The organism is Hymenobacter amundsenii (genome assembly GCF_002204745.1).
GTDB classification, from domain to species: domain Bacteria; phylum Bacteroidota; class Bacteroidia; order Cytophagales; family Hymenobacteraceae; genus Hymenobacter; species Hymenobacter amundsenii.
In genome coordinates, this window is record NZ_NIRR01000021.1 from 1 (window position 1) to 22,304 (window position 22,304).

Annotated in this window: 21 protein-coding genes and 1 pseudogene; 11 read left to right on the top strand and 11 right to left on the bottom strand. The window is 58.9% G+C overall.

Features of this window, described 5'->3' with window-relative positions:
• Positions 1 to 172 precede the first annotated feature (172 nt).
• The gene (locus CDA63_RS12770; protein ID WP_165768290.1) at positions 173 to 1,912 is read right to left on the bottom strand and encodes an APC family permease; all 1,740 of its coding nucleotides are present in this window, start codon (positions 1,910 to 1,912) and stop codon (positions 173 to 175) included.
• 330 nt (positions 1,913 to 2,242) lie between these two features.
• On the opposite strand from CDA63_RS12770, the gene CDA63_RS12775 reads away from it, so the two are divergent.
• The 4 genes from CDA63_RS12775 (at position 2,243) to CDA63_RS21885 (ending at position 4,892) form a co-directional block, all read left to right on the top strand.
• Positions 2,243 to 3,478: an acyl-CoA dehydrogenase family protein gene (locus CDA63_RS12775; RefSeq protein WP_242434661.1), complete on the top strand. Its 1,236-nt coding sequence runs from the start codon at positions 2,243 to 2,245 to the stop codon at positions 3,476 to 3,478.
• Positions 3,479 to 3,544: 66 nt separating this feature from the next.
• Positions 3,545 to 3,904: a hypothetical protein gene (locus tag CDA63_RS12780; RefSeq protein ID WP_088464853.1), complete on the top strand. Its 360-nt coding sequence runs from the start codon at positions 3,545 to 3,547 to the stop codon at positions 3,902 to 3,904.
• Between the two features lie 204 nt (positions 3,905 to 4,108).
• Positions 4,109 to 4,300, top strand: coding sequence for a hypothetical protein (locus CDA63_RS20495; protein WP_126546853.1), 192 nt, complete (start codon positions 4,109 to 4,111; stop codon positions 4,298 to 4,300).
• A 55-nt stretch (positions 4,301 to 4,355) separates the two neighbouring features.
• Entirely contained in the window at positions 4,356 to 4,892 is a 537-nt protein-coding gene (locus tag CDA63_RS21885; RefSeq protein WP_126546854.1) for a hypothetical protein, read from the top strand.
• Positions 4,893 to 4,959: 67 nt separating this feature from the next.
• Here the strand turns inward: CDA63_RS21885 and CDA63_RS12795 are convergent, their stop codons facing one another.
• Both CDA63_RS12795 and CDA63_RS12800 read right to left on the bottom strand, forming a co-directional pair.
• Complete coding sequence (locus CDA63_RS12795; RefSeq protein WP_126546855.1) at positions 4,960 to 5,358, bottom strand: hypothetical protein; 399 nt, start codon at positions 5,356 to 5,358, stop codon at positions 4,960 to 4,962.
• Between the two features lie 68 nt (positions 5,359 to 5,426).
• On the bottom strand, positions 5,427 to 5,888 hold the full coding sequence (locus CDA63_RS12800) for a DUF4268 domain-containing protein (protein ID WP_088464915.1): 462 nt from the start codon (positions 5,886 to 5,888) through the stop codon (positions 5,427 to 5,429).
• Positions 5,889 to 6,026: 138 nt separating this feature from the next.
• On the opposite strand from CDA63_RS12800, the gene CDA63_RS12805 reads away from it, so the two are divergent.
• Positions 6,027 to 6,365 carry an HIRAN domain-containing protein gene (locus CDA63_RS12805; protein WP_088464857.1) on the top strand — a complete coding sequence of 113 codons (339 nt, stop codon included), beginning with the start codon at positions 6,027 to 6,029 and terminating at the stop codon, positions 6,363 to 6,365.
• 140 nt (positions 6,366 to 6,505) lie between these two features.
• On the opposite strand, the gene CDA63_RS12810 is transcribed toward CDA63_RS12805, so the two are convergent.
• A complete protein-coding gene (locus tag CDA63_RS12810) occupies positions 6,506 to 7,483 on the bottom strand; it encodes a hypothetical protein (protein ID WP_088464858.1) in 978 nt (325 codons plus the stop codon).
• Positions 7,484 to 7,680: 197 nt separating this feature from the next.
• Here CDA63_RS12810 and ruvB point away from each other — a divergent pair.
• From ruvB to queG, 3 genes and pseudogenes are all read left to right on the top strand, one after another.
• Positions 7,681 to 8,726, top strand: a pseudogene (gene ruvB / locus CDA63_RS12815) (Holliday junction branch migration DNA helicase RuvB).
• A gap of 99 nt (positions 8,727 to 8,825) precedes the next feature.
• A complete protein-coding gene (locus CDA63_RS20500) occupies positions 8,826 to 9,518 on the top strand; it encodes a hypothetical protein (protein ID WP_126546856.1) in 693 nt (230 codons plus the stop codon).
• A gap of 31 nt (positions 9,519 to 9,549) precedes the next feature.
• Positions 9,550 to 10,491 carry a tRNA epoxyqueuosine(34) reductase QueG gene (gene queG / locus CDA63_RS12820; protein WP_088464916.1) on the top strand — a complete coding sequence of 314 codons (942 nt, stop codon included), beginning with the start codon at positions 9,550 to 9,552 and terminating at the stop codon, positions 10,489 to 10,491.
• Positions 10,492 to 10,641: 150 nt separating this feature from the next.
• Here the strand turns inward: queG and CDA63_RS12825 are convergent, their stop codons facing one another.
• The 5 genes from CDA63_RS12825 to CDA63_RS12845 form a co-directional block, all read right to left on the bottom strand.
• A complete protein-coding gene (locus CDA63_RS12825; protein ID WP_088464859.1) occupies positions 10,642 to 10,836 on the bottom strand; it encodes a hypothetical protein in 195 nt (64 codons plus the stop codon).
• Between the two features lie 274 nt (positions 10,837 to 11,110).
• Entirely contained in the window at positions 11,111 to 12,037 is a 927-nt protein-coding gene (locus CDA63_RS12830; RefSeq protein WP_088464860.1) for a ferritin-like domain-containing protein, read from the bottom strand.
• Between the two features lie 20 nt (positions 12,038 to 12,057).
• The gene (locus tag CDA63_RS12835) at positions 12,058 to 12,786 is read right to left on the bottom strand and encodes a ferritin-like domain-containing protein (protein ID WP_088464861.1); all 729 of its coding nucleotides are present in this window, start codon (positions 12,784 to 12,786) and stop codon (positions 12,058 to 12,060) included.
• Between the two features lie 206 nt (positions 12,787 to 12,992).
• On the bottom strand, positions 12,993 to 13,799 hold the full coding sequence (locus CDA63_RS12840) for a ferritin-like domain-containing protein (RefSeq protein WP_088464862.1): 807 nt from the start codon (positions 13,797 to 13,799) through the stop codon (positions 12,993 to 12,995).
• Positions 13,800 to 13,827: 28 nt separating this feature from the next.
• Positions 13,828 to 14,565 (bottom strand): ferritin-like domain-containing protein, encoded by a 738-nt coding sequence (locus tag CDA63_RS12845; protein WP_088464863.1) that lies wholly within the window; start codon positions 14,563 to 14,565, stop codon positions 13,828 to 13,830.
• Positions 14,566 to 14,904: 339 nt separating this feature from the next.
• Between CDA63_RS12845 and CDA63_RS12850 the strand changes: the two genes are divergently transcribed.
• From CDA63_RS12850 to CDA63_RS12860, 3 genes are all read left to right on the top strand, one after another.
• Entirely contained in the window at positions 14,905 to 16,374 is a 1,470-nt protein-coding gene (locus CDA63_RS12850; protein WP_088464864.1) for a BatD family protein, read from the top strand.
• A 94-nt stretch (positions 16,375 to 16,468) separates the two neighbouring features.
• Positions 16,469 to 17,548, top strand: coding sequence for a chorismate synthase (gene aroC, locus CDA63_RS12855; RefSeq protein WP_088464865.1), 1,080 nt, complete (start codon positions 16,469 to 16,471; stop codon positions 17,546 to 17,548).
• Positions 17,549 to 17,734: 186 nt separating this feature from the next.
• Positions 17,735 to 18,364 carry a NifU family protein gene (locus tag CDA63_RS12860; protein ID WP_088464866.1) on the top strand — a complete coding sequence of 210 codons (630 nt, stop codon included), beginning with the start codon at positions 17,735 to 17,737 and terminating at the stop codon, positions 18,362 to 18,364.
• 363 nt (positions 18,365 to 18,727) lie between these two features.
• On the opposite strand, the gene secDF is transcribed toward CDA63_RS12860, so the two are convergent.
• Both secDF and CDA63_RS12870 read right to left on the bottom strand, forming a co-directional pair.
• Positions 18,728 to 21,685: a protein translocase subunit SecDF gene (secDF, locus tag CDA63_RS12865; RefSeq protein WP_088464867.1), complete on the bottom strand. Its 2,958-nt coding sequence runs from the start codon at positions 21,683 to 21,685 to the stop codon at positions 18,728 to 18,730.
• Positions 21,686 to 21,841: 156 nt separating this feature from the next.
• Positions 21,842 to 22,210 carry a hypothetical protein gene (locus tag CDA63_RS12870; protein ID WP_126546857.1) on the bottom strand — a complete coding sequence of 123 codons (369 nt, stop codon included), beginning with the start codon at positions 22,208 to 22,210 and terminating at the stop codon, positions 21,842 to 21,844.
• Positions 22,211 to 22,304 lie beyond the last annotated feature (94 nt).

The window sequence follows — 22,304 nt, forward strand, 5'->3', positions numbered from 1 at the left end:
CAGCATCGTGGCGTCGCCAGAAACAGATTGCGTCAACCTAGGTTGGCAAAGTTGTTCTCCTGTCGTACCTTTGCCCAACGACGCAAAAACTGCACGCAGCCACCTCGGTTGAGGTGGCTTTTGGGGTTTTTAATTGACTGCAAAATCCGTTAAAATCCGGGCTAATCCGTGATCAAATGATCAAGCGCACCCCGCCGAGCTCAGAAATCTGGTAGGGGAACCGGTCACCGGGTGAACCGATGAACATGAAGTTTTTGGGTACCTTCCACTCGTGCGAGAGGCGGTCGATAAGCTCGGGGCCGAAGTGGCCTTGCATAGCCACGAAGTCGATGCGGATTTCCTCGTAGGCCCGGTCGAGTACACCGATATCATTGACCAAGTCCTGGGAGTAGGTTTCGCCTTCGCGCAGCAACGTTACAATTTTCAGGCGGTTGGTGAACTCGTTTTCCACCACGTAAGCCATCACCTTGTTGAGGTTGGCCACATTGTCGCCCTTCGTGAAGAACACGAACTCCTGCTGGTGCAGTTCGCGGGTAGCCTTTTGCACCTGCAAACGGCTGAAGCGCGAAACGCCTGGGTATTTGTGAGCAAATGAAGTGACAGCAGCCAGAATAAGCTCCAGAATGGAGGCCCGGTTGAGCATAATATAGACCACGGCCATCGAGGGTAGGAAGTACTGCAAAAACACGATGAGGTAATCGGGGTGGAGCGTGATGTTGCCGTAGAGCGCCACCAGAATGCTGATGAGGGCTACCGTGACGACCAGAATGCCGGCGTACACGGGCCGGGGTAGGTTGGGTCGCTTGCTCTTGAGCAGGAAGTTGCCGATGGCAAAAAACGCCATGACCGACAAAAACGAGATGGTATACACGCCCGACAGCGGGCCGAGCTCACCGTTGGTAATAAACAGCACCGACATGCAGAGCAGGAAAAACGTGATGAGAATCACGTAGTTGCTGCCGCGGCCGTTTTCCTTGAGGAAAAACTGGGGCAAGATGCGGTCGAGGGTCATGCGCTTCATCAGGCCGCTTACGCCCACGAAGCTCGTGAGCACGGCGCCGCTGAGTACGGCCACAGCATCAATGGAGATGAGCGTACCCAACCAGCTACCGCCAGTGGTAGTGCCCAGGTAGGAAAGTAGCGTTTCGGTGTTGGCGCCCACCGTGGCCAGGGGCAGTACGGCAATGGCCAGGAAAGCAATAACCGGGTTGAAAAAGCTCACCACGATCCACATATTGCGCAGCGTTTTGGCGAATACGCCATCACCCTGTTCTTCCACGAAGTTGGCCGAGCTCTCGAAGCCCGAAATACCCAGCATGGCCGCGCTAAAGCCGAAAAATAGCGCCGCCGTGATGCTGCCACCCGGTACCGGGGCCGAGAAGTTGAGCGATAACGTGCTCATGTCGTGGGTGAACAGAAACCAGATAACCGTGCCCACCAGCACCGTGAGCGAGGTCAGGTGAACCACAAAAATGGCCACCGCCACTTTCGCCGACTCTGAGATGCCGAGAATGGTGAGGGCCAGGAAGATTCCTAGCAGCCCCAGCGTAGCCCCAATGATGGGTAGCCCGTGCCAGAGCGTGTGCAAATAGTGCATGGCCTCGGAGGCCGAAATAACCGCCGTAGCCATGTAAGAAAGGATGGTCAGGCAGGCGGCCAGGGCGGCGTTGCGCTTGCTGGTGGTGTTGAGTAGCACGTTGTAGGCGCCGCCGTTGAGGGGCAGCGCGCCCACTACCTCGCCATAAATGGCGCGGAATAAATACAACACTGCCGCCACAATTAGCAATGCCACGAAGGCGTACTGGCCGGCATAGGCAATGGCCAGGGCCGATACATAGAGGCAGGAGGAGGAAATATCGTTGCCACAAATGGCCGTGGCTTCCAACTCGGTCAGTTTCTTGTGCTCACTCATAATAAGGGGTAGGCCGAACGCGGTAAAAGTGGAGAGAGGATAGGTACGGAAAAAGTTGAAATCCGACTGTCCCGGTGGGCAAGATACAGGTTTTTGGCCCTAGCTGTGCAGGCCGGTCCGGCCCGCCGGCCAACCCAGGTCCGGGCCGAACCATCGGGCGCGGCCGGCTGTTGCACATACAGAAACTTCTATCTTTGAGCAGGCTGCCCGTTTCGTCTGCTCCAACACCAAAGCTTAACCTGCCGCCTCTAACCGGCCCGGTAACGCCGGCGGCCCTCGAATCTGGTTTCGTACCATTGCCTGCTTATTCCCACCACCCAACTACTTTTTATGTCTTCCGAAGCTGACGTTCTTTCGCCCCAGGCCAAAGCCCACTCCGCCCAGCGCGGCTCCACCAACGCCGCCGGTTTCACCGATTACTTCGACCTCGACGGCCTGTTGACGGAGGAGCACAAGCTCATTCGCCAGAGCATCCGCGACTTCGTGAAGAAGGAAATCAGCCCCTACATCGAGAAGTGGGCCCAGCAGGCGCACTTCCCGAGCGAAATCGTGCGCAAGTTCGGCGAGGTCGGCGCGTTTGGCCCCACCGTACCCACCGAGTACGGTGGCGGTGGCCTCGACTACATCAGCTACGGCCTGATTATGCAGGAAATTGAGCGCGGCGACTCCGGCATGCGCTCCACGGCCTCGGTGCAGGGCTCCTTGGTAATGTTCCCAATTTACGCCTACGGCTCGGAGGAGCAGCGCAAGAAGTTTCTGCCCAAGCTGGCGAGCGGCGAGTGGCTCGGCTGCTTCGGCCTCACCGAGCCCGACCACGGCTCGAACCCCGGCGGCATGACCACGAACATCAAGGACATGGGCGATTATTACTTGCTCAATGGGGCCAAGCTCTGGATTTCCAACTCGCCCGAGTGCCAGGTGGCCGTGGTGTGGGCCAAGGATGAAAGCGGCCGCATCAAGGGCCTCATCGTGGAGCGCGGTATGGAAGGTTTTACGACCCCCGAAATCCACAACAAATGGAGCCTGCGTGCCAGTATCACCGGCGAACTGGTGTTCGACAACGTGAAAGTGCCCAAGGAAAACCTGTTGCCCGGCATCGACGGCCTCAAAGGCCCCCTCAGCTGCCTCGATTCGGCCCGCTTCGGCATTGCCTGGGGCGCCATCGGCGTGGCGATTGACTGCTACGAGTCGGCGCTGAAGTACAGCCTGGAGCGCGAGCAGTTCGGCAAGCCCATTGCCGGCTTCCAGCTCCAGCAGAAGAAGCTGGCCGAAATGATTACTGAAATCACGAAGGCCCAGCTGCTAGTGTGGCGTTTGGGCGTGCTCAAGAACGAAGGCAAAGCCACCAGCGCCCAGATTTCAATGGCCAAGCGCAACTCCGTGGAAATGGCCCTGCACGTGGCCCGCGAAGCCCGCCAGATTCACGGCGGCATGGGCATCACGGGCGAATACCCCATCATGCGCCACATGATGAACCTCGAATCGGTCATCACCTACGAAGGCACCCACGACATTCATCTGTTGATTACAGGGGCCGATATTACGGGTATTCAGGCGTTCAAGTAAGCGCGCAATTGAGTAAGTTTAAACGGTCGTTCTGGAGACAGAGCGGCCGTTTTTGCTTTGTTCGCTATGCCACTAAACATTCGCACCACGCTGGCCAGCACAATACTGCTCGGGCTATTCGGCGCCGTATTCCTGCTCGTTCAATACAAGTTTCCTGTCAGCCTGAAGTATCCGCACCAGTGGGGGTACCCGCGCCCCTTTGTGCCGGATAGTGTTGCCCAGGAGCTAATCCGGCAACTGATAGAACAAGCCGATTTCGATGGACCTCGGTCAGTGGCCCAGCTGGGCGGCTGGGCGCCACGAACCGGGGCCGATGCAGCGGGCGTGAAACCGGCCGGACTTGATTTTCGCATCAGCTGGGTGCTGCTGGAGCACCAGCCGATAAGTGCCTATCTCAAAATGGAGGATGCGGAAGTCCGCTACTAGTACGGTCAGAAGTCCGTCAATATGATGCGGCAATTGTACGCGGACAAGGTGCTATCGGCGGCTGATACGGCTGTCATGCACCAACAGATACTGCATTCTGCTGGATTCCGGCTGGAGGCGCGGTACCTGCCCGGCTGCACTATTATTCCAGTTGACACCCTGACGCGCTTGACACGCGGTGCAGCGTATGGCTTGTCGGGGGCTATGAGTCATCTGTACAGTAAGTATCAGACGGAAGCTATTTCCTGGCTGAGCGCCCCGCTGTTTTCACTGGATCAGCAATATGCCCTGATCAGCGTAACGCTCGACGCAGGAGGTGACTACGAAAACGATGTCGCGCTGCTGCTGGAGCGACATCAGGGGCGGTGGCGGCCGCGCCGGATTGTACAGCAATGAAACTATGGGACTAGACAGTGTTGAACTGATTTGCGAGGTAGAAAGCTACTTTCAAGTGGCCATCCCCGACCCCTTGGCTGAAACCATTGCCACAGTAGGCGAACTGGCCGTTGCGGTAACACATTTGCGGGGGCTGCCACCCGCTGCCCACCGCACCGCTGCCCACACCCGGCTGCTCGAACAAGTGTTGCGGTGCTTGTCAGCCGATGCTCCGGCCGCTACTGCCGCCACGCCGCTCGCTGAGCTAGGCTTGTTACAAAGCGGCCAGCCGGTTCGGCGGCAATTAGCCGATTGTCTGATGCTGAAGCTGCCGCTGGTACCGTCGCCGCCCGTGTTCAGCGTGCCCGGCTGGCTTCGTAGCCTGTTTGGCCCCCGCTATCCGGCACCCCCTCTGCCCAGTTGGGCCCGTGCTACGCTAGCCGATTTCACCGATTGGTTGTTGGCGGCGCATTACCGGACGTTACTGCCTGTCCCCGCCTCCCTCTACGAGGTGCAACAGGCCGTTATCGGCCTCACCGCCGACCAATGCGGCCTCAACGTCTCAGAGATTCAGCTAACGGACCGCTTCACCAGTGACTTAGGAATAGATTGAGCCGCTAGCCGTTTCCTGCTGACTATGCCTGCTCTACTAAATGCTCCTGCCTGTCTTCAGCTAGGAGCTACATCAATTTCAACCAGGCACTGGCAGTTTCCACGTCATCGAAGGTGCAGACGATGATGCCGGCCACGTTGTGCTGGAGGGTGAGGTCGGTGGACAGGCGGCTGTAGAGGTTGGGCGAGTAAATCCAGGCGAAATAATGGCAGCCGGCTTCCTGCATGAGCGGAAACCATTCGCGGCCGCCCCATTCGGCGGCGTCCTGCCACATGCTGGTTACCTCTTGGTTACTGTTAAGCACTTTCGTACACCGTTGCTGGCGTACGAACTCCAGCATCTTCATGGCTCCGGCCCGCACAGTGTCCCCATCCTGTTCGCCCAACCAGTTGACGAAAAGCCACTCCTGCACGTAATCGTAGGCAATGCTGATGGTGGAATCCTGAAAAAGCAGGTGCTGGGCCATGTGCTGGAAAGGGATTATTGCGCTGGTAGTACGGTAGCGCTTGAACAACGTTGGAAACGTGGCTGCCGCTATCGCAGCGCATCAAATGCGTACTGGCCAGTGCTCCAGAACTCATCCAGCGCCACCAATCGGGGCTTGAAAAAAGAGATGAGCCGGGGCCAGTCGTCGCGGGCCATCAGGTTAGCGGGGCGCAGCTCCTGGTAGATGCGGGCCAGCGGCTGCCCGCTCTCGTTGACGGCGGCTGTCTCCCAGGTCCATAATTCGCCGGTAGCTTCTTCCAGCATCGGTCGCAGCTCCCGGAACTGCTCGAAGAACAGCTCCCGCAGGCCTTCGTCCGGGTGGGTTAGTTCGATGCTGATGGTAGCGTGGCGGTGGTCGGCGTGCAGGCGGAAGTATACGTGCTTAAGGCCGGTTTTGTAATTGATCCAGTTCACGGGCCCGCCGTCGGCTGAGGGTACGGGCTGCATGTATTGGCCCAGCGTGGTCCAGAACGCCTGGCGGAGCTGGGTGGCTTCGGTCTTGCTATACATAGGCGGCAAAGGTAGCGGGCGGGCGAAAAAGGCCGGCCGAACCCGGGCAAACGCGGCCCGCGCCGGCAAGTTGACCGGGCCGTTGCGGTGCAAACCCATTTGCTGTGTAGTTTAGGGCTTCACTACGCTTCCCTGCCCATGCCCGATTCTGCCCCCGCCAAGTCCCTGGTGCTACTCGAATGCCTCGTGGCCGGTACCACGCACCGCCCCGGCCTGCGCGAGTTCGAGCCCCAACTGCAGCCCGACCAAGCGCTGGCCCTTGCCCGCGAAGCCGACAGCTCCTACGACGACTGGGCCGTGCGCGTGCTCACCAGCGGCCCCGGTGAGGCCTTCTGGCTGGGCTACCTGCCTGAGGGCCGCAACGAAACCGTGGCCCGGCTGCTCGATGCCGGCTACCCGCTCTCGGCCCGCCTCACCCACAAAGCCTGGGAAGACGAGTGGCTGCACCTGGAAATTGAGGTGCTGCTGGCCCAGTAGCACAGGTTGTAAGGAACTGGTATAGAACGGTCATTCTGAGCGCTGCCGTAGTCGAAGAATATTTACCACAAAGAAGCGGTAGAGATTCTTCGACTACGGCAGCGCTCAGAATGACCGTTCAAATAATGCACTTTCACTTCCTATAACTCGTCGGCTAGTTGCAACACCTGCGCGCGGGCCCGAGCTATTTCGGGGTTATCGGGGAAAGTCTGCTGAACCCAATACGTGAAGCCGGTCACCATTTCGCCCACGGCTTGGCGGGTGCTGGCTGGAGCCGGACCAGCCGCCGCACGCTCGTCGTCGGGTAGGGTGGGGAAGGCATCTTCTAGCCCCAGCCGGCTCATCACATCCGATACGAACACCATCCCGCAGACCTGCATTCCCTGGTAAAGCTGTACCAGCTCGGGCATGGTGAGGGCCAGCGGCTCCTGGGCCTGCACCTGGCCCAAGTGGGCAATGAGGGGCTCCAGGGCCTCGGCCCGCAGGTTGGGTAGCGCCGCCACGGCCCGCAGAAACGGGTGGTCGGCCTCGGTGGCGGGCAGGCTATGGACCAGCAGCAAAGCCAGGCGTAGCATGTGCAGCTGGGGCTCGGTGAGGCGCAGGCTGGCGGCCGGGGGCAGCGCCGGGGCAGGCAGCTCGGCGGTCAGTCCGGCAAATGCCTCTTCCACGCCCAGCCGGTGCAGGCCCAGCGAAACCGCGCCCGCCGGAGCTGCTACCTGTTCTTCCAGCTGCCCCAGAAACGCCCCGCTCAGCTCCAGGCAGTAAGCCAGCAGCGTGTGCAGTTGCCCGGCTTCGATGCCCATCGACTGCCGCACGTAGGCCAGCACCGGCGCGGCCAGGCTCGTTTCCAGCGTCAGGCGGCCCAGCAGCAGCAGGTGGTACACGGCCAGCGACTCCTGCCGCAGCGCCACCAACAACTGCTCGTGGCTTTCGATGCCGTTGAGGCGATGTACCGTGGCCGCATCGAGGCCGGTGAGTTCGTGCAGGCGAATGGTGGCGGGCATGGCGGGTAGGCTCAGCAGCTCCAGCGCCGCCATGCCGTGCAGGCTCAGGCTGCGGGCCAGCTGGTCGTAGAAATCAAGCGGCAGGGCATCAAGCCAGGAAGCGGAAGCAGACATACGGAGCGGAAGGCAATGGATGCAGCAAGTTACGAGGGCGGCGTAACTCTGGGGGCGGGCACTCGGGAAGACGCTGGGAATAAGTATTTGCTAATATGATTAGCTATATGCGAGATGCAAAGTATTTTTTGCTAAAAAAGGCACCAAGCCCCGCGCCAAAGTGTTACCTTTCGACACGCTGAATTAATGCCAGACTTATGCGCGAACCGCTTCTAACGGGTGGCGACGACCACTACGACGCCACCGATAAAGACATTGACAAGGCCCTGCGGCCGCTTTCCTTCGACGATTTCGCCGGTCAGGAAAAAGTGGTGGAAAACCTTAAGGTGTTCGTGGCCGCCGCCAAGCGCCGCGGCGACGCCCTCGACCACGTCCTGCTCCACGGCCCCCCCGGCCTGGGCAAAACCACGCTCTCCCACATCATCGCCAACGAGCTGGAAGCGGGCATCAAGATGACCTCGGGCCCGGTGCTCGACAAGCCTTCCGACCTAGCTGGCCTGCTCACCAACCTGGAGCCCCACGACGTCCTGTTCATCGACGAGATTCACCGCCTCAACCCAGTGGTAGAGGAGTACCTGTACTCGGCCATGGAGGATTACCGCATCGACATCATGCTCGATTCGGGCCCGAATGCCCGCTCGGTCCAGATTTCACTTTCGCCCTTCACCCTCATCGGGGCCACCACCCGCTCGGGCATGCTCACGGCCCCGTTGCGGGCCCGGTTCGGCATCAGCTCCCGCCTCGAATACTACGATGCCAAGCTGCTGACCAGCATCGTGGGCCGCTCGGCCGAAATTCTGGCCACGCCCATCGACGACGAGGCGGCCTACGAAATTGCCCGTCGTTCCCGCGGCACCCCGCGCATCGCCAACAACCTGCTGCGCCGCACCCGCGACTTCGCCCAAATCAAAGGCGACGGCACTATCACCCAAGACATCGCCCAGTTCGCCCTCCACGCCCTCGATGTGGCGCCCGTGGCCTCGACGACATGGACAAGCGCATCTTGACCACCATCATCGATAAGTTTAAGGGCGGGCCCGTAGGCATCAGCACTATCGCCACGGCCTGCGGCGAGGAGGGCGAAACCATTGAAGAAGTCTATGAGCCCTTCCTGATTCAGGAAGGCTACCTCAAACGTACCAGCCGCGGCCGCGAAGCCACCGAGGCCGCCTACGAGCACCTGGGCCGGCCCATGCCCCAGCACCTGCGCGGCAATACCGCCACGGGGGAGCTGTTCAGTTAGGTTGGATGAAGCCTTTACTAAAGCGGCGGAAGGTAAAACTTGCTTTCCGCCGCTTTTCTATAAATGCAGTAGAGTGAATTTTTATAAAACCAGGAAGTTATGGGAGCTCCACTCTATGATATAACTATATACTATGAGGGGATTATCATAGAGGATGCCCCCAAGAGTTGGGATTTTAGACGAAAAGCGAATTTTATAGCTGATTTCTATCATGACCAATTAAACGGATACAAACCTCCAAAGACAGGAAAAATATGCGTGTCTTTTTCAGAGAATGAATATATTAGAAAGCCGCATTACTTCGGTTCAATTTGCAGCTATGGCATTAATATAGATGCTAATAGGTATTTGAGTTTAACAGAAAATCAAAGGAATGAATATATTCTTAACCTTTTGCATACAGCTACGATAGATTTAGCTGTTGTATACGGTTGGGATGCGAGCCTTTTCGAAGATGCTTATGAATATATCATAAAATCTAAATTTATATTTAAAAAGCAATACCCTAGTAAAAAATCTCGCGATAGAAAACATAGTGCGTGTATAGTGCTCGAAAAAACAGAAACTCATGCTTCTTTACGTGTACTGGTAAATGGAGTGAAGAAGGTTGATAGAATTATCTTGGAGAAAAATAATTGGTATTGGTGGGATAGTTCTTACGCTATTGCCAAGCAATGCAAGTGGTTGAATAATGAGTCATTCGGAATTGATAAGAACGGTAAAGTATGCTATTTGTCTATTTCTGATAAAGAAGTTATAAGTAATCTTGTATTTAGGAGCAATGATTATTAACGCTACTTTTGCTGTACCCCACCGCTCCGTAATGCTGCCCACTGCCCAATACACTGCTTTCATCAAACGCCGGGCGGCGGAGCTGGGCTTTATGTACTGCGGTATTTCGAAGGCCGGGTTTCTGGAGGAAGAAGCCCCGCGCCTCGAAAACTGGCTCAACCAGAACATGCACGGCCAAATGGCCTACATGGCCAACCACTTTGATAAGCGCCTCGACCCGCGCCTGCTCGTGGATGGGGCTAAGTCGGTGATTTCGCTGCTGCTCAACTACTATCCGCCCGAGGAAACCCAGCAGCCCGAGGACACGCTCAAAGTCAGCAAGTACGCCTACGGCCGCGACTACCACTTCGTCATCAAGGATAAGCTCAAGGAGCTGCTCCACGACATGCAGGCGGAAATCGGGGAGGTGGGCGGCCGTTGCTTCGTCGATTCGGCGCCGGTGATGGACAAGGCCTGGGCCAAAAAGAGTGGGCTGGGCTGGGTGGGCAAGAACTCCAACCTGATTACGCCCGGCGTGGGCTCGTTCTACTTCATTGCCGAGCTCATCGTAGACGTGCCCCTCGATTACGACGGCCCCATCAAGGACTACTGCGGCACCTGCACCAAGTGCGTGGACGCCTGCCCCACCCAGGCCATTACGGAGCCTTACGTGGTAGACGGCAGCAAGTGCATCAGCTACTTCACCATCGAGCTCAAGGACCAGATTCCGCGCGAAGTGGACGGGCAGTTCGGCAACTGGGTGTTCGGCTGCGACATCTGCCAGGACGTGTGCCCCTGGAACCGCTTCGCCAAGCCCCACCAGGAACCCCAGTTCAACCCGCATCCGGGCCTGAAAGACCTCAGCCGCGGTGACTGGCAGGAGATTACGCACGAGCTGTTCTCGGAGCTGTTCCGGCAGTCGGCCGTGAAGCGCACGGGCTACGCGGGGCTACAGCGCAATATCCGGTTCGTAACGGGAGAACAGGATCGTTAGCGCTGGCCAAACCTCAGGGCGCAGATACGGCTCCTCTTAATGGCTCCGCTGACAAAAACAGAGCACCGGAGCCGGGCGCGGGCTCCGGCAGTAGCGGAGCGACGCCCGACTCCGGTGCGGAGTAAGGGGGCAAGTGAAAGACGAAAAATACTAGGCTACCGTGGGCTGGGTGAACACCCGGTTCAGCAAGCGGTGGTAGAGGACCGAGAACTGCTGGTAGCACCAGGCTTTCAGTTCCGAAAGCTCGGCGGGCACCAAGGTCCGCAGCGCTTTTCGTAGTTCTTTCTCAAAGAGAATTTTATCGAAGCTCACCTTGAGCAAAATGGTTTTAGCATATTCCAGCATAGCGTTAAAGGGGTTAAGATGGGTGGGAAGGAAAGTAGGAAAGGACGGAGATAGGGCAGTAAAGCGCAGTAAACAGGCACTTGTACGCAAGTGGTGTAAAAAGGCTTGGTAAGTGCAGAATCCTTTTGCTCTGCTCTTGAAAGATACAAAAAAATGACTGCCTAATGCAAGTACTATTATTAGCTGGCCAGCATGAAAAAAGGAGCGTGTTCCCACGCTCCTTTCTGAGGCAAAGATCTGATCCGCTGGTTTCCTTAGCGTGAGGCCTGCGTTACTAATAGGTAAACAAATCGGCCAGATTCGTATACACGATGGCGTCGAAGGGCTCGTCGAAAGCCTCGGCTACTTTTTCGAGAATACCCGCCGGAGTTAGCGGCGGTGTGCCCACATTAATGGGCAGCGTAGAACTGAAGGGTACTGATACAGTGGCGGCCGCAACGGTAGCCGTAGCCGTTGTAGTATATACCTGCACGGTGTTCGATTCGCCTTCGTATACTTTGGCTGCAACTGTGCCAGCCGTTGTGATGGCCGCGTCGGCTGGGCTTACCCAGCTCTTGACGGTTGCCCCGCGCTGCCGCCGCATGGTCCGGATGTGCGAAGCGTGCCGCGCCTCTACCGACTGCGCCCGCACAACGGCTTCGAACAGGTAACCGTCGTTGCGCACGTATTCGGCTTGGCCCAGCAGGGCCCGCCCGCCGGCGTCTTCCAGCAACTGGGCTACCCGCAGAAACGTATCGGGGCTGGTTTGCAGGTCGGGGTAGAGTGCGGCCTTCGTACCGTTTTTGCTGCCCGTGAAGTCGTAGCGCGGGGCGGTTGGCAGGGTGGCACCGCCATCGGTTATCAGCTTCGAAAACAGCGCCACGCGCAAGGCTTCCTGTTGCTGCAAGGTCTGGACGGCCGTTTTTTCGGTGGCCGAGAGCGGCACGGCCGCTACGCCGGCCACCAGGCCCAAGGCCTGGGAATAGAATTCGTTTTCGAATACTGAAATCTGGCGGGCCAGTAACAGTACGTCGAGGCGGGTGCGCGTATCCTGGGGGGCAGCGGCGGCGGGCTGGGGTAGGGCGCCGGCGAATAGCAGGGCCGGCAGTAGGGCAGTGCCAGCCTGGCCCAGGCGCCCGAGAGCAGCGCGGCGCGGTGCGGCAGCGGGCAAAGCAGTAGTATCAAGATCGGCCAGCCGGGCCAGCAGGTTCAAAAAATCCATGGGCAGGGAGAAAGCGCGGCTTAAAGCAGCATAAGGTTATCGGCCACCAGCACTACGGGCAAGAGCGGGGCAATGAGGGCAGCCACTTCCGTCGGCGTTTTCAGCACGCTGAGGCCGGCCAGGCTACCGGAGGCTACGATTACTTCGGGGCCGGCAAAAGAATTGGGCTCGGCCTGGTCGCGTACGAAAGCTGCGTGCCGGGCTTCCACGGAGCCTATCTTGGCAAGCAGGCGCAGGTAGGTCAGGTTGCTGAAGCGGCGCAGCAAGCCGTTGTAGGCCGCTACGCCAAGGTCTTCGAGCGTGCGGGCCGCCGCGTACACCCCGGCCCGGGTAGTAAGGGTGTAGGCCGTAAAGTTGAATTCGAACGGGACGGGCAGCGCGGCGTCGTAGGCATTAGCGGCCAGCACGGATTTGAAGAACTCGCGGTGAATGACTTCGTGGTCGCGCAGATCAATGAAGGCGGCCTTGTCGGCGGCGGTGAAATCGGCAGGAAAGGCGGTTACTACCTTCTGATAGAAAGCGGCCTCAATCTGCTCAAGCAAATATGCGAAGTTAAGCAGGCCATTGTCGTCGCCCGTTAAGGTAAGCGTGGCGACGGCGTTGGGGCCGGGTGTTGGGTTTGGGTTATCATCTTTGCCACAACCGGCCAGCACCAGCGCCGATGAAGCAGCAGTGGCTCCGGCTACCCGGAGAAAAGAGCGGCGGCGCAGGGTGCGCCCCAGAAAAGAAGGTACTACGGAATCAGACATACGCAGAAATAAACGCGGCGGAAAGTGGCCCAACGCAGGCCGCAGTTTCCCGGATACCAAAGGTACTCCTTAGAACCGGGATGCCCTACCACCCGGATGCCGGCCGCCGCCAAATGGTTGCGCCGGCTCATTGATTGGGTACAAAAAAAGAGCCGTTCCACAAGGGAACGGCTCTTTTACTATTGATGCATTGGAAAGCGAGAAGCTTAGGCAATCAAACCTCCAGCACGCGAAGCATCAGTTACTTCAGCCATCGTCAGGACTTCGTCAAACGAAGCAGCTGCGTCGTTGGCAGTGTAAGGCGTACCAAGCTGAGTGGTGATATTAACACCCGACTGGATGATATTGTCCTCACGGGGAGAAGTAGAACCGGTGTATACCGGACCCAGCGGAGCTGGCAGGCTCGAAGCCGAAGCCGGAATCCAAGGCGTCTGGCCGCGCATGGTACGGATGTGGGCCGCGTGGCGAGCTTCTACCGAGTGAATCTGGAGGGCTACCTGGAGCAGGGCGCTATTGCTCATCAGATTTCCAGCCTGACCCTTGTAGGCCCGAACACCGGTGTCTTCCAGCGCTTGAGCTACTACCAACTGCGTGTCGTAGTCAGCAGGGAAGGCCGACGTTTTGAATTTTATACCTGTTCTAGGGGTGCCATTCAAAGACCTGATAGTGTCGGAGAGCAGCTTTACGTGGGCCGTCTCGTGCTTCAAAATGAGGGCAATAGCACCAGCGGGAGCACCAGCAGGTACTTTGCCGGCGGCAGTCATCTGCTTGTAGAAATCCTCTTCCAGCAGCTCCAGGGTAAGAGCATAGTTAAGGACTTCAAGAATGCTGGGGGCAGCAGTCTGGCCGTATGCTTTCGAGAACAGCGAGGCTACGAAAACCGGAGCAGCAGCCAGGGCACCTTTCTTAGCGGTATTGCCAAGGCCTTTGAATACAGCACGGCGGGAATCAAAACGGCCAAGTACGTCGGCGTCTACCTCCGAGAGTTGTTCAATAATGCGAAGTATGTTCATGATGGAGTGTCGTTAGGAGGAGGAGGAATTACTTGCCGACTTGCGAGGCGTCGAGCTTCACTTTGATGAAGGGCTGGGCCGCCGCGATTACAGCTACTGGCTCCATTGCCTTATCGAGACCCGTAACGGGGTCAATAATGCTGTCGTCGGCGAACGAACCGTTAGAAATCAGGTCGCGCACATAAGCAGCATGACGGGCTTCTACCGATACAATCTGACCAGCAATTACCAAGTAAGCAGGGTTCTTGAGGTACTTACCGGCACCGTTGTAAGCAGCTACGCCGAGGTCTTCGAACGTTTTGGCGGTAGCCAGTACCGAAGCCCGCTTGGTGAAGTCAATCGAGCCGAAGTTCAAATCGGCAGCACCCAGCGTTGGAATAATCTTGCCGGGAGCGTCGCGGTTGATGGCGGCCTTGAAGAAGTCGCGGTGAATAGCTTCGTGGGCCGCTACTTGGTTGAAGTAATCCTTCTCAGTAGCCGAGAAGTCGGCAGCCGGAGTAGCTTTTACCTGGGCATAGAAAGCAGCTTCGAGTTGCTCAAGCGCATAAGCGTAGTTGAGAACACCAACATCGCCGGAACCCAGGCTTACCGTACCACTTGCCGGCGTTACGTTGGTATTATCGTCGTCGTCGCAGCCCGAGAGCAACAGTGCCGTAGCACCAGCCGTGGCGCCAGCGTACATGAAAAAGGAGCGGCGCTTAATGGGCGTGTACAGCGGCTTAGCGAATTCCGCTTCGTCGCTGGCGTTTTGCGTGATGTTGGACATAAGAAAAGTAATTGGGTGAAAAATGAAGACAATAGTCATCCGCCTGCCACAGAGCAGAGTTTTAATAACCGATAGGTTAAGAAAACCAGGGGTGGAGGTGGTTCGAGATGAATTACGGCTCAGTTGCTCCTGCGGATTCTAAAAAGCCTAAATTATGTTAGGCCTATTTTGTAATTGATTTACTTAATATTACTGGTTTGCATACCGAAGCCGGGGGATTTTAGGTGAGGATAAGCCCAATGTTGAAGGCAGTAAAACCTGGTTTGGTCGGCACGATTAGTGTGGCGGGGGCGGCAGGCTTTTTCTGTAGCTTTGCATCCCATCCGCTGTTATCGGCCCATGCGTTTTCTACTGGTCGTGCTTTGTTGGTTGCTACCGGGTATCGAGGCCGCGGTCTGGGCCCAGGTGAGCCCACCCAACGCTGAAATTGAGCTGGGGCGGGCGAGTTTCCCGCTCAACGAGTACTACACCATCAGCTTCCACTTGCGCGGGGCCCCGCTGGAACGTTATTCGGCCTTCCCCGACTTCGAAGGGTTCAAGAAAAGCGGTAAGTCGAGCACCACCACCACCCGCATCGTCAATGGCCAGACGACCGTCGAGCTCACCATTACGCAGCGCTACGCGGCGTTTGCCGAGGGCGAGTTTAAGCTCCCGCCTTTCACCATGAAGGTTAATGGGCTGGTGCTGGAATCGGGCGGGGCCACGCTTACCGTCGGGCCCCAGCAAACCGTTCCCGCGCCAGTTCCCGGGGCCGCCCCGCCGCAGGGCCTCGGCCTGCTCGACCAGCTCTTTGGCAAGCCCAAGCCCCAAGACTACGTGGAGCCCCAGGACCAGGCGTTTCTGGCCATAGCTACCGATAAGGAGCGCGTGTTCGTAGGTGAGGGCCTGCACGTGGCCCTGTATTTCTACCTGCGGCCCGAAGACCAGGCGGTGCTCGATTTTTACAACTTTGCTGCCCAGCTGCCCGCCATTATTCGCCAGCTGCGCCAGCGCACGGTGTGGGAGGAGAGCTTCGATGAGCTGGAGATAATACCCGAAACCGTGACCGTGGGGGGGAAGCCCTTTCTGCGCTACCGCCTCTGGGAAGCCGAATTGTACCCGCTCAACAGTCAGCCGCTGGCTTTTCCGGCCGTGGAGCTGCAGATGCTCAAATACAAAGTGGCCAAAAAGCCCGCCGCGGGCCTCGACAACCGGCTGGAGGGCTATAAAACCTACCGCTCGGCTCCGCGCACGGTGCCCGTGCTGGCGTTGCCGCCCCACCCCTTGCGCGACCAAGTACCGGTGGGTAATTACGAGCTCAAGGAGTTTCTCGACCGCACTACCTTCCGCACCGGCCGCACGTTTGCCTACACGTTTGGGCTCGAAGGCGAAGGCAACCTGGCGGCCGTGAACCTCGCGGCCCCGGCGCCCCCAACCGGGCTGGAGCTCTATGGCCCCGAGGTGCAGCAGACCCTGACCCGGGAAAATGGCCGGGTAGGCGGGCGCAAGAGCTTCCGATTCCGGCTCGTGGCCCGGCAGGCTGGCCCCGTCCGCCTCGACACGCTGTTTCAACTCATCGTCTTCAACCCTACTACCGTGCACTACGACACCCTCCGCTCGCGGCTGCGGCCCGTAGTGGGCGGCCCCGAGCGAAGTGCCGTCACCATCCGCCGCGACCCCGCCGACCCCTTCTACCGCGAAGCCCTGGCCGATGCCGACGCCACCCCCCAGCCCCGCAACGCCTATGGCGTCGTCCGCCGCTATGCCAACCTGTTTCTGGGCGTACTTATGGCCTTCGCGCTACTGGGCTGGTGGCGGGCCCGGCGGTGAATGAGTAATTGAGGGTAGCAGAACGTTGTGCTACGCCCAGCATGCGCGTTGTACTTTTACGCTCCGTCTATTCATTTATTCACCCACCGCCCGCATGAACACTTTTGGCCGCCTGTTTCGCATTACCACGTTTGGAGAGTCGCATGGGCCGGGAATTGGGGTGGTGATTGACGGATGCCCAGCCGGGCTGCCCGTGGCCGACGAGCAGATTCAGGCGGCCCTGGACCGCCGCCGTCCGGGCCAGTCGGAACTGACGACGCCCCGCGCCGAGGCCGACCGGGTGGAGGTACAGTCGGGTATTTTCCGGGGCGAAACCACCGGCACGCCCATCAGCCTGTATATCCGCAACCAAGACCAGCACAGCCACGACTACTCCCACATCGAGCACGCCTACCGCCCCTCGCACGCCGACTACACCTACGACCAGAAATACGGCCGCCGCGATTTCCGGGGCGGGGGCCGCAGCTCGGCCCGCGAAACGGCCGCCCGCGTAGCCGCCGGGGCCGTGGCCCAGCAGCTGCTCAACCAGCACAATATTAAAGTAGACAGCTACGTGTCGCAGGTGGGCGCGGTGGCCGTGCCGGTGGGTTACGAGCAGCTGGATCTGGGGCTGATTGATACCAACATGGTCCGCTGCCCGCATCCCGAAACGGCCGAGCGCATGGCCGACCTTATCCGCCAGACCCGCGACCGGCACGATACGGTAGGCGGCCTCGTGACGGGGGTAGTACGGGGCCTGCCCGTCGGCCTCGGCGAGCCAGTGTTCGACAAGCTGCACGCCGAGCTGGGCCGGGCCATGCTGGGCATCAATGCCGTGAAGGGGTTCGAGTACGGCTCGGGCTTCGCCGGCACGCTGCTGTTCGGCTCCGAGCACAACGACCCTTTCTACACCGACGAGGCCACCGGCCAGGTCCGCACCCGCACCAACCACTCCGGTGGCATCCAGGGCGGCATCAGCAACGGCCAGGACGTGTATTTCCGGGTCGCCTTCAAGCCTGTGGCCACTATTCTGCAACCCCAAAGCACCATCAACGACCAAGGCGAAGCCGTGACGCTGGCCGGCCGCGGCCGCCACGACCCCTGCGTGCTGCCCCGGGCCGTGCCCATCGTGGATGCCATGACCAGCCTCGTGCTGGCCGATATGCTGCTTCGGGCCCGGGCGAATAAGGTTTAAGCGTTTAGCCGAGAGCTATTAGCTGTTAGCTTTTTCGTTGAACGGAAGCTGACAGCTATCAGCTAATAGCTAAAAGCTATACATAAAGCTACCTTTGCAACTATTACCGCCCCAGGCGGTTTTAGGTATTCAGGCCGACCACAAAATGGCCGTTTTTTCTCCCGCTTGTCTCCAAGTCTTTCAAACATGGCTGAACAACTCACCGCCCCTGCCGGCCCGGTATCTATCTACGCCGAAGCCAGCCCCAACCCCGAATCCATGAAATTCGTGCTCAACGCCCAGCTTCTGGCTGATGGTGTGAGCGTGGACTACCCTAACCTGGAGGCCGCTGGCAACTCGCCGCTGGCCCAGGAACTGTTCAACTTCGATTATGTGGGCCGCGTCTTCATCGCTCAGAACTTCGTGACCATCACTAAAACCACGGAGCACCAGTGGGCCCAGCTGATTCCGGAGCTGCGCACCTTCCTCAAGTCGTACATCGAGGCCAACGGCCCCATCTTCACCGTCGACCCTGCCGCCGAGCAGGCCGCGGCCCAACAGGCCGCCGCTACGCCAGCCAACGCCTCAGAAGCCGACCAGGCTACCAGCCAGAAGATCATCGATTTGCTCGATAACTACGTGCGCCCTGCCGTGGAGCAGGACGGTGGCAATATCACCTTCAAAAGCTACCATGAAGGCATCGTGACCGTGAACCTGCAGGGATCCTGCTCCGGGTGCCCCTCGGCCACCGTTACGCTGAAATCCGGTATCGAGAATCTGCTCAAGCGCATGGTTCCCGAGGTGCAGAGCGTAGTAGCCGAAGGCATCACTATTTAATCGCCGATTGCCGCTGATTTTTGTGCTCATTACGCAGATGCAAGCGTCCGTATAGCAAACAAAGAGAGCCCGGCCGGTTGGTCGGGCTCTCTTTGTTTGCTGAACCTGTAGCGCGAAGCTCCAGCTTCGCGTTTCGTTAAGGGATGTAGTGTGGTTGTCAGCAACGACAGGCGAAGCTGAAGCTTCGCGCTACATCGCCACAAAGCCCCTTTTTCACTAGCCTCCATTGCAGAGCGAAGTGCCACTGCTAAACCAATCAGCAGACAAACAAAAAGAGCCCGGCCAATCGGCCGGGCTCTTTTTGTTTGTCTGCTGACACCTGCATCTGCGTAATCAGCGCAAAAATCAGCGGCAATCGGTGATTTAGACTTGCGAGGTGCTCAGTTTAGGTGCGCCGGACTCGTTGGCAGTGTTCATGCGCTCCTTTTCCTTGCGGCCATAGGTGTCGAGAATCAGCGGGGCCGCGATGAACAGCGACGAGTAGGTGCCGAAGGCGATACCGATAATCATGGCGAAGGAGAACGAACGGAGGGTTTCGCCGCCGAAGATGTAGAGCACGACCATCACCAGAAACACGGTGGTGAACGTAATCATGGTGCGCGAGAACGTGCTGTTCAGGGCCGGGTTTACCACCTGAGCGAAGGTAAGCTGCTTGTTTTCGCGCAGGTATTCCCTGATTCGGTCATAGATAACGATGGTGTCGTTCATTGAGAAACCGATGGTGGTCAGCACAGCGGCCACGAATACCTGGTCCATCTCGTAGTTGAGGCCCATAGCCCGGGCAATCGGGAAGGAGGCAATAACGATGAGCGCATCGTGGAACAGGGCCACGACGGCGGCCATCGAGTACTGCCACTTCTCGAAGCGGAAGAGTACGTACACGAAAATGGCCAGCAGCGTCAGGCCCAAACTCAGCACCGAAGTCCGCTTGATATCGTCGGCGATGGTGGCACCCACTTTCGAGTTGCTTTCAATTTTGGGCTTGAGGGCCCCGTACTTGGCGTTGAGGCCGGTGAGCAACGCGGCTTTTACTTTCTGATCAGCTTCCACGCTCTCGTCGTCGGCGAGGTAACCGGTCGTGATGCGCAGGCGGCTGTCGGTGCCGTAGGTTTTGGCCTCGGTGCCGGCACCGGCGAAATAGTCCTTGGTCAGGAATTCGCGGGCGTCGGAGGCCACCACGGGCTTATCGAAGCTTACCACGTAGGCCCGGCCACCGCGGAAGTCGACGCCCAGGTTGGGGCCGCCCTGCAAATACATCAGCACGAAACCAATTACGATGAAAATCGTGGAGAAGGCGTAGGCGATTTTGCGCTTGCCCACGATATCGAAGTTCAGGTTTTTGAACAGGTTCTTCGAGAGGAAGGTGCTGAAATTGAGCGAGGTGGTTTCCTTGCCCTTGATCATCCACTCGATAATCAGGCGCGACACGTACACGGCCGACAGGAATGAGGTAAACACGCCCACTAGCAGCGTCACGGCAAAGTTCTGGACCGGACCCGTGCCGAAGATGAACAGAATAGTGGCGATGATGAGCGTGGTAACGTTGGCGTCGAAAATGGCCGAGAATGCGCGGGAGTAGCCCTTGTTGATGGCGTCCTTGGGCATCAGACCGTGGTCGAGTTCCTCCCGGATTCGTTCGAAAATCAGCACGTTGGCATCCACCGAAGCCGCAATAACGAGCAGCAAACCGGCAATGCCGGGCAGCGTAAGGGCGAAGCTGAACTGAGCCAGCACGCCCATAATAAGGAAGAGGTTGAAGAGCAAAGCGGCATCGGCTACTAAGCCGGCGCGGCCGTAGTAGGCAGCCATGAAGGCCATGATAATCAGCAAACCGCCCAACGTGGAGTACAGGCCTTGGTTGGTGGCTTCGCGGCCCAGCGAAGGGCCCACCACGGCTTCTTCCACGATGCGGGTAGGCGCGGGGAGCTTACCGGCTTTCAGCACGTTGGCCAAATCCTGGGCTTCCTCAATGGTAAAGTTACCCGAGATGCTGGAGTTGCCACCGGCAATTTCCGCCTGCACCACGGGGGCCGAGTACACGTAATCGTCGAGCACGATGGCCACTTGGCGGCCGATGTTAGCGGCCGTCAGGCGCTGCCACTTGCGGGCCCCGCCGGGGTTCATCTGCATCGACACCTCGGCACCGCCGCCCTGCTGGCTGAAGTCGCCGCGGGCGTCGCTGATAACTTCGCCGCCGATGGGCGCTTCGTTTTCGCGGCCCTTCCGAATAGCGTAGAGCTGTAGGTATTCCTGGCCTTCAATTACGTCGGGCTTCACGCCCCACAGAAAGGTGAGGTTGGCGGGCAGCACGGCGCGGGTGTCGGCGCTCTTGAGCACGGCGTTCACGCGGGCCGTGTCGCGGATGTTGGCACCCAGCGTGCCGGGCATGGTGAACAGGCTGCCCAGCACGTTCTTCTGGGGCGCAGCCGAATCGGTTTTAGCCACGGCGTTCTTCTGGGCCAGTTGCTTGGCCAGCGACGAAGTGTCGCCGGGAGTAGCCGAAGCGGCATCAGTAGCAGTAGCAGCAGCCGGGGCGGCGGCCACTTCTTTGGCGCTCAGCACTTGGTTGAGCTGGCCGAGGTAGGGGGCGAACTCATCCTGGCGCCATACTTCCCAGAACTCCAGCTTGGCCTGGCCCTGCACGAGCTTGCGCACGCGGTCGGGGTTATCCACGCCGGGCAGTTCGATCTGGATGCGGCCGGTCCCTTTTACCCGCTGAATGCTGGGCTGGCTGGTGCCGAACTTGTCGATGCGGGTACGCAGGATGTTGAACGAGCGGTCGATGGCGTCCTCAATCTGCTTGTTGATTTCACCGATGACCTTCTCGTTCGACGAGTTGATGTCGATGGCACCCTTGTTGGTGGTGTTGGCGAATACGCGGGCCAGCTTATCGTTGGGCGCCACCTGCTGGAAGGCCTGGGCGAACAGCGTGGTGAAGGGCGTAGATGGGTTGCTGCGCTGCATGGTCTGGGCCTGGGCCAACGCCTTATTGAAGTTGGCGTCCTTGCTCTTGCCGCTCATAGCCCGCACAATTTCCACCGGCGATACTTCCAGCGTCAGGTGCATGCCACCGTTCAGGTCGAGGCCGAGGCCCAATTCCGACTGGCGGACTTCCTTATAAGTAAGAGGCCCGAACACGGGGGCGCGCCACACCGAGTCGAGGTAGTGCTGGCGCTGCTTCTCGACCAGCTGGCCGCCCCGCGACGCATACTGCGCCGCGTCGCGCTGCACCCCGCGCGAAATGAGGGTCAGGGAGAGAAAGTAAATGCATAGCGCCGACAGAATAACTGTCAGCGTTATGATGAGACCTTTGTTACGCATGTATCTTGGTAAGCTGCTAGCTATCAGCTATTGGCTGGTAGCTACTGTTCAAAAAAGCAGTTGGATAAGCCCGGAAGCGAGGACTGCGGGCGTCGGACCGAAAGAAACGGCCGACACCTGAACACGGTTTTTGTGCTCGGCGCCCTCGAAAGAAAGCTATGGAGCCTGGGGCGAAAGGGCCACGCGCAGCAGTCGGGCTCTGAAAAAGTTCGGTACGCTACTGAGGTGGGGAGCCGAAACGGCCGGGCGGGACAGTGCCCACCGCGGGGTTGGTAATTCGGTTGGAAAAGGCAGCCAGGCGGTAGCCGCTGGGGCCAGCCACGTCCCTAGAATGGGAATGGCTTCGAGGTTTACGCGCTGCTTTACGACCGATGTACGGGCCGCTACAGCCGTCCGGGCGGGGGTGCTGGCTGCGGGCACCACCCGCAACGTCGCCACCGATTGGTGGTTCAGGCCCAGCACCATCAGCACGGTTAGCGTGACGAAGGCTAGGCGCAGACGTGGTAAAAAGGTGGTGAGGAGCAACAATGGTTCGGGGGTAAGAACTACAAATATAGGTTTTTGCCCCCGGCGCTGCAACGCCCCGCGGCACGGCCGGCCTAATTCCACGAAAAAGCCC

Bases quoted from the DNA above. Each gene is read 5' to 3' on its own strand.
- CDA63_RS12770 (WP_165768290.1), bottom strand. From the start codon at position 1,912: ATGAGTGAGCACAAGAAACTGACCGAGTTGGAAGCCACGGCCATTTGT.
- CDA63_RS12775 (WP_242434661.1), top strand. From the start codon at position 2,243: ATGTCTTCCGAAGCTGACGTTCTTTCGCCCCAGGCCAAAGCCCACTCC.
- CDA63_RS12780 (WP_088464853.1), top strand. From the start codon at position 3,545: ATGCCACTAAACATTCGCACCACGCTGGCCAGCACAATACTGCTCGGG.
- CDA63_RS20495 (WP_126546853.1), top strand. From the start codon at position 4,109: ATGAGTCATCTGTACAGTAAGTATCAGACGGAAGCTATTTCCTGGCTG.
- CDA63_RS12795 (WP_126546855.1), bottom strand. From the start codon at position 5,358: ATGGCCCAGCACCTGCTTTTTCAGGATTCCACCATCAGCATTGCCTAC.
- CDA63_RS12800 (WP_088464915.1), bottom strand. From the start codon at position 5,888: ATGTATAGCAAGACCGAAGCCACCCAGCTCCGCCAGGCGTTCTGGACC.
- CDA63_RS12805 (WP_088464857.1), top strand. From the start codon at position 6,027: ATGCCCGATTCTGCCCCCGCCAAGTCCCTGGTGCTACTCGAATGCCTC.
- CDA63_RS12810 (WP_088464858.1), bottom strand. From the start codon at position 7,483: ATGTCTGCTTCCGCTTCCTGGCTTGATGCCCTGCCGCTTGATTTCTAC.
- CDA63_RS20500 (WP_126546856.1), top strand. From the start codon at position 8,826: ATGGGAGCTCCACTCTATGATATAACTATATACTATGAGGGGATTATC.
- queG (WP_088464916.1), top strand. From the start codon at position 9,550: ATGCTGCCCACTGCCCAATACACTGCTTTCATCAAACGCCGGGCGGCG.
- CDA63_RS12825 (WP_088464859.1), bottom strand. From the start codon at position 10,836: ATGCTGGAATATGCTAAAACCATTTTGCTCAAGGTGAGCTTCGATAAA.
- CDA63_RS12830 (WP_088464860.1), bottom strand. From the start codon at position 12,037: ATGGATTTTTTGAACCTGCTGGCCCGGCTGGCCGATCTTGATACTACT.
- CDA63_RS12835 (WP_088464861.1), bottom strand. From the start codon at position 12,786: ATGTCTGATTCCGTAGTACCTTCTTTTCTGGGGCGCACCCTGCGCCGC.
- CDA63_RS12840 (WP_088464862.1), bottom strand. From the start codon at position 13,799: ATGAACATACTTCGCATTATTGAACAACTCTCGGAGGTAGACGCCGAC.
- CDA63_RS12845 (WP_088464863.1), bottom strand. From the start codon at position 14,565: ATGTCCAACATCACGCAAAACGCCAGCGACGAAGCGGAATTCGCTAAG.
- CDA63_RS12850 (WP_088464864.1), top strand. From the start codon at position 14,905: ATGCGTTTTCTACTGGTCGTGCTTTGTTGGTTGCTACCGGGTATCGAG.
- aroC (WP_088464865.1), top strand. From the start codon at position 16,469: ATGAACACTTTTGGCCGCCTGTTTCGCATTACCACGTTTGGAGAGTCG.
- CDA63_RS12860 (WP_088464866.1), top strand. From the start codon at position 17,735: ATGGCTGAACAACTCACCGCCCCTGCCGGCCCGGTATCTATCTACGCC.
- secDF (WP_088464867.1), bottom strand. From the start codon at position 21,685: ATGCGTAACAAAGGTCTCATCATAACGCTGACAGTTATTCTGTCGGCG.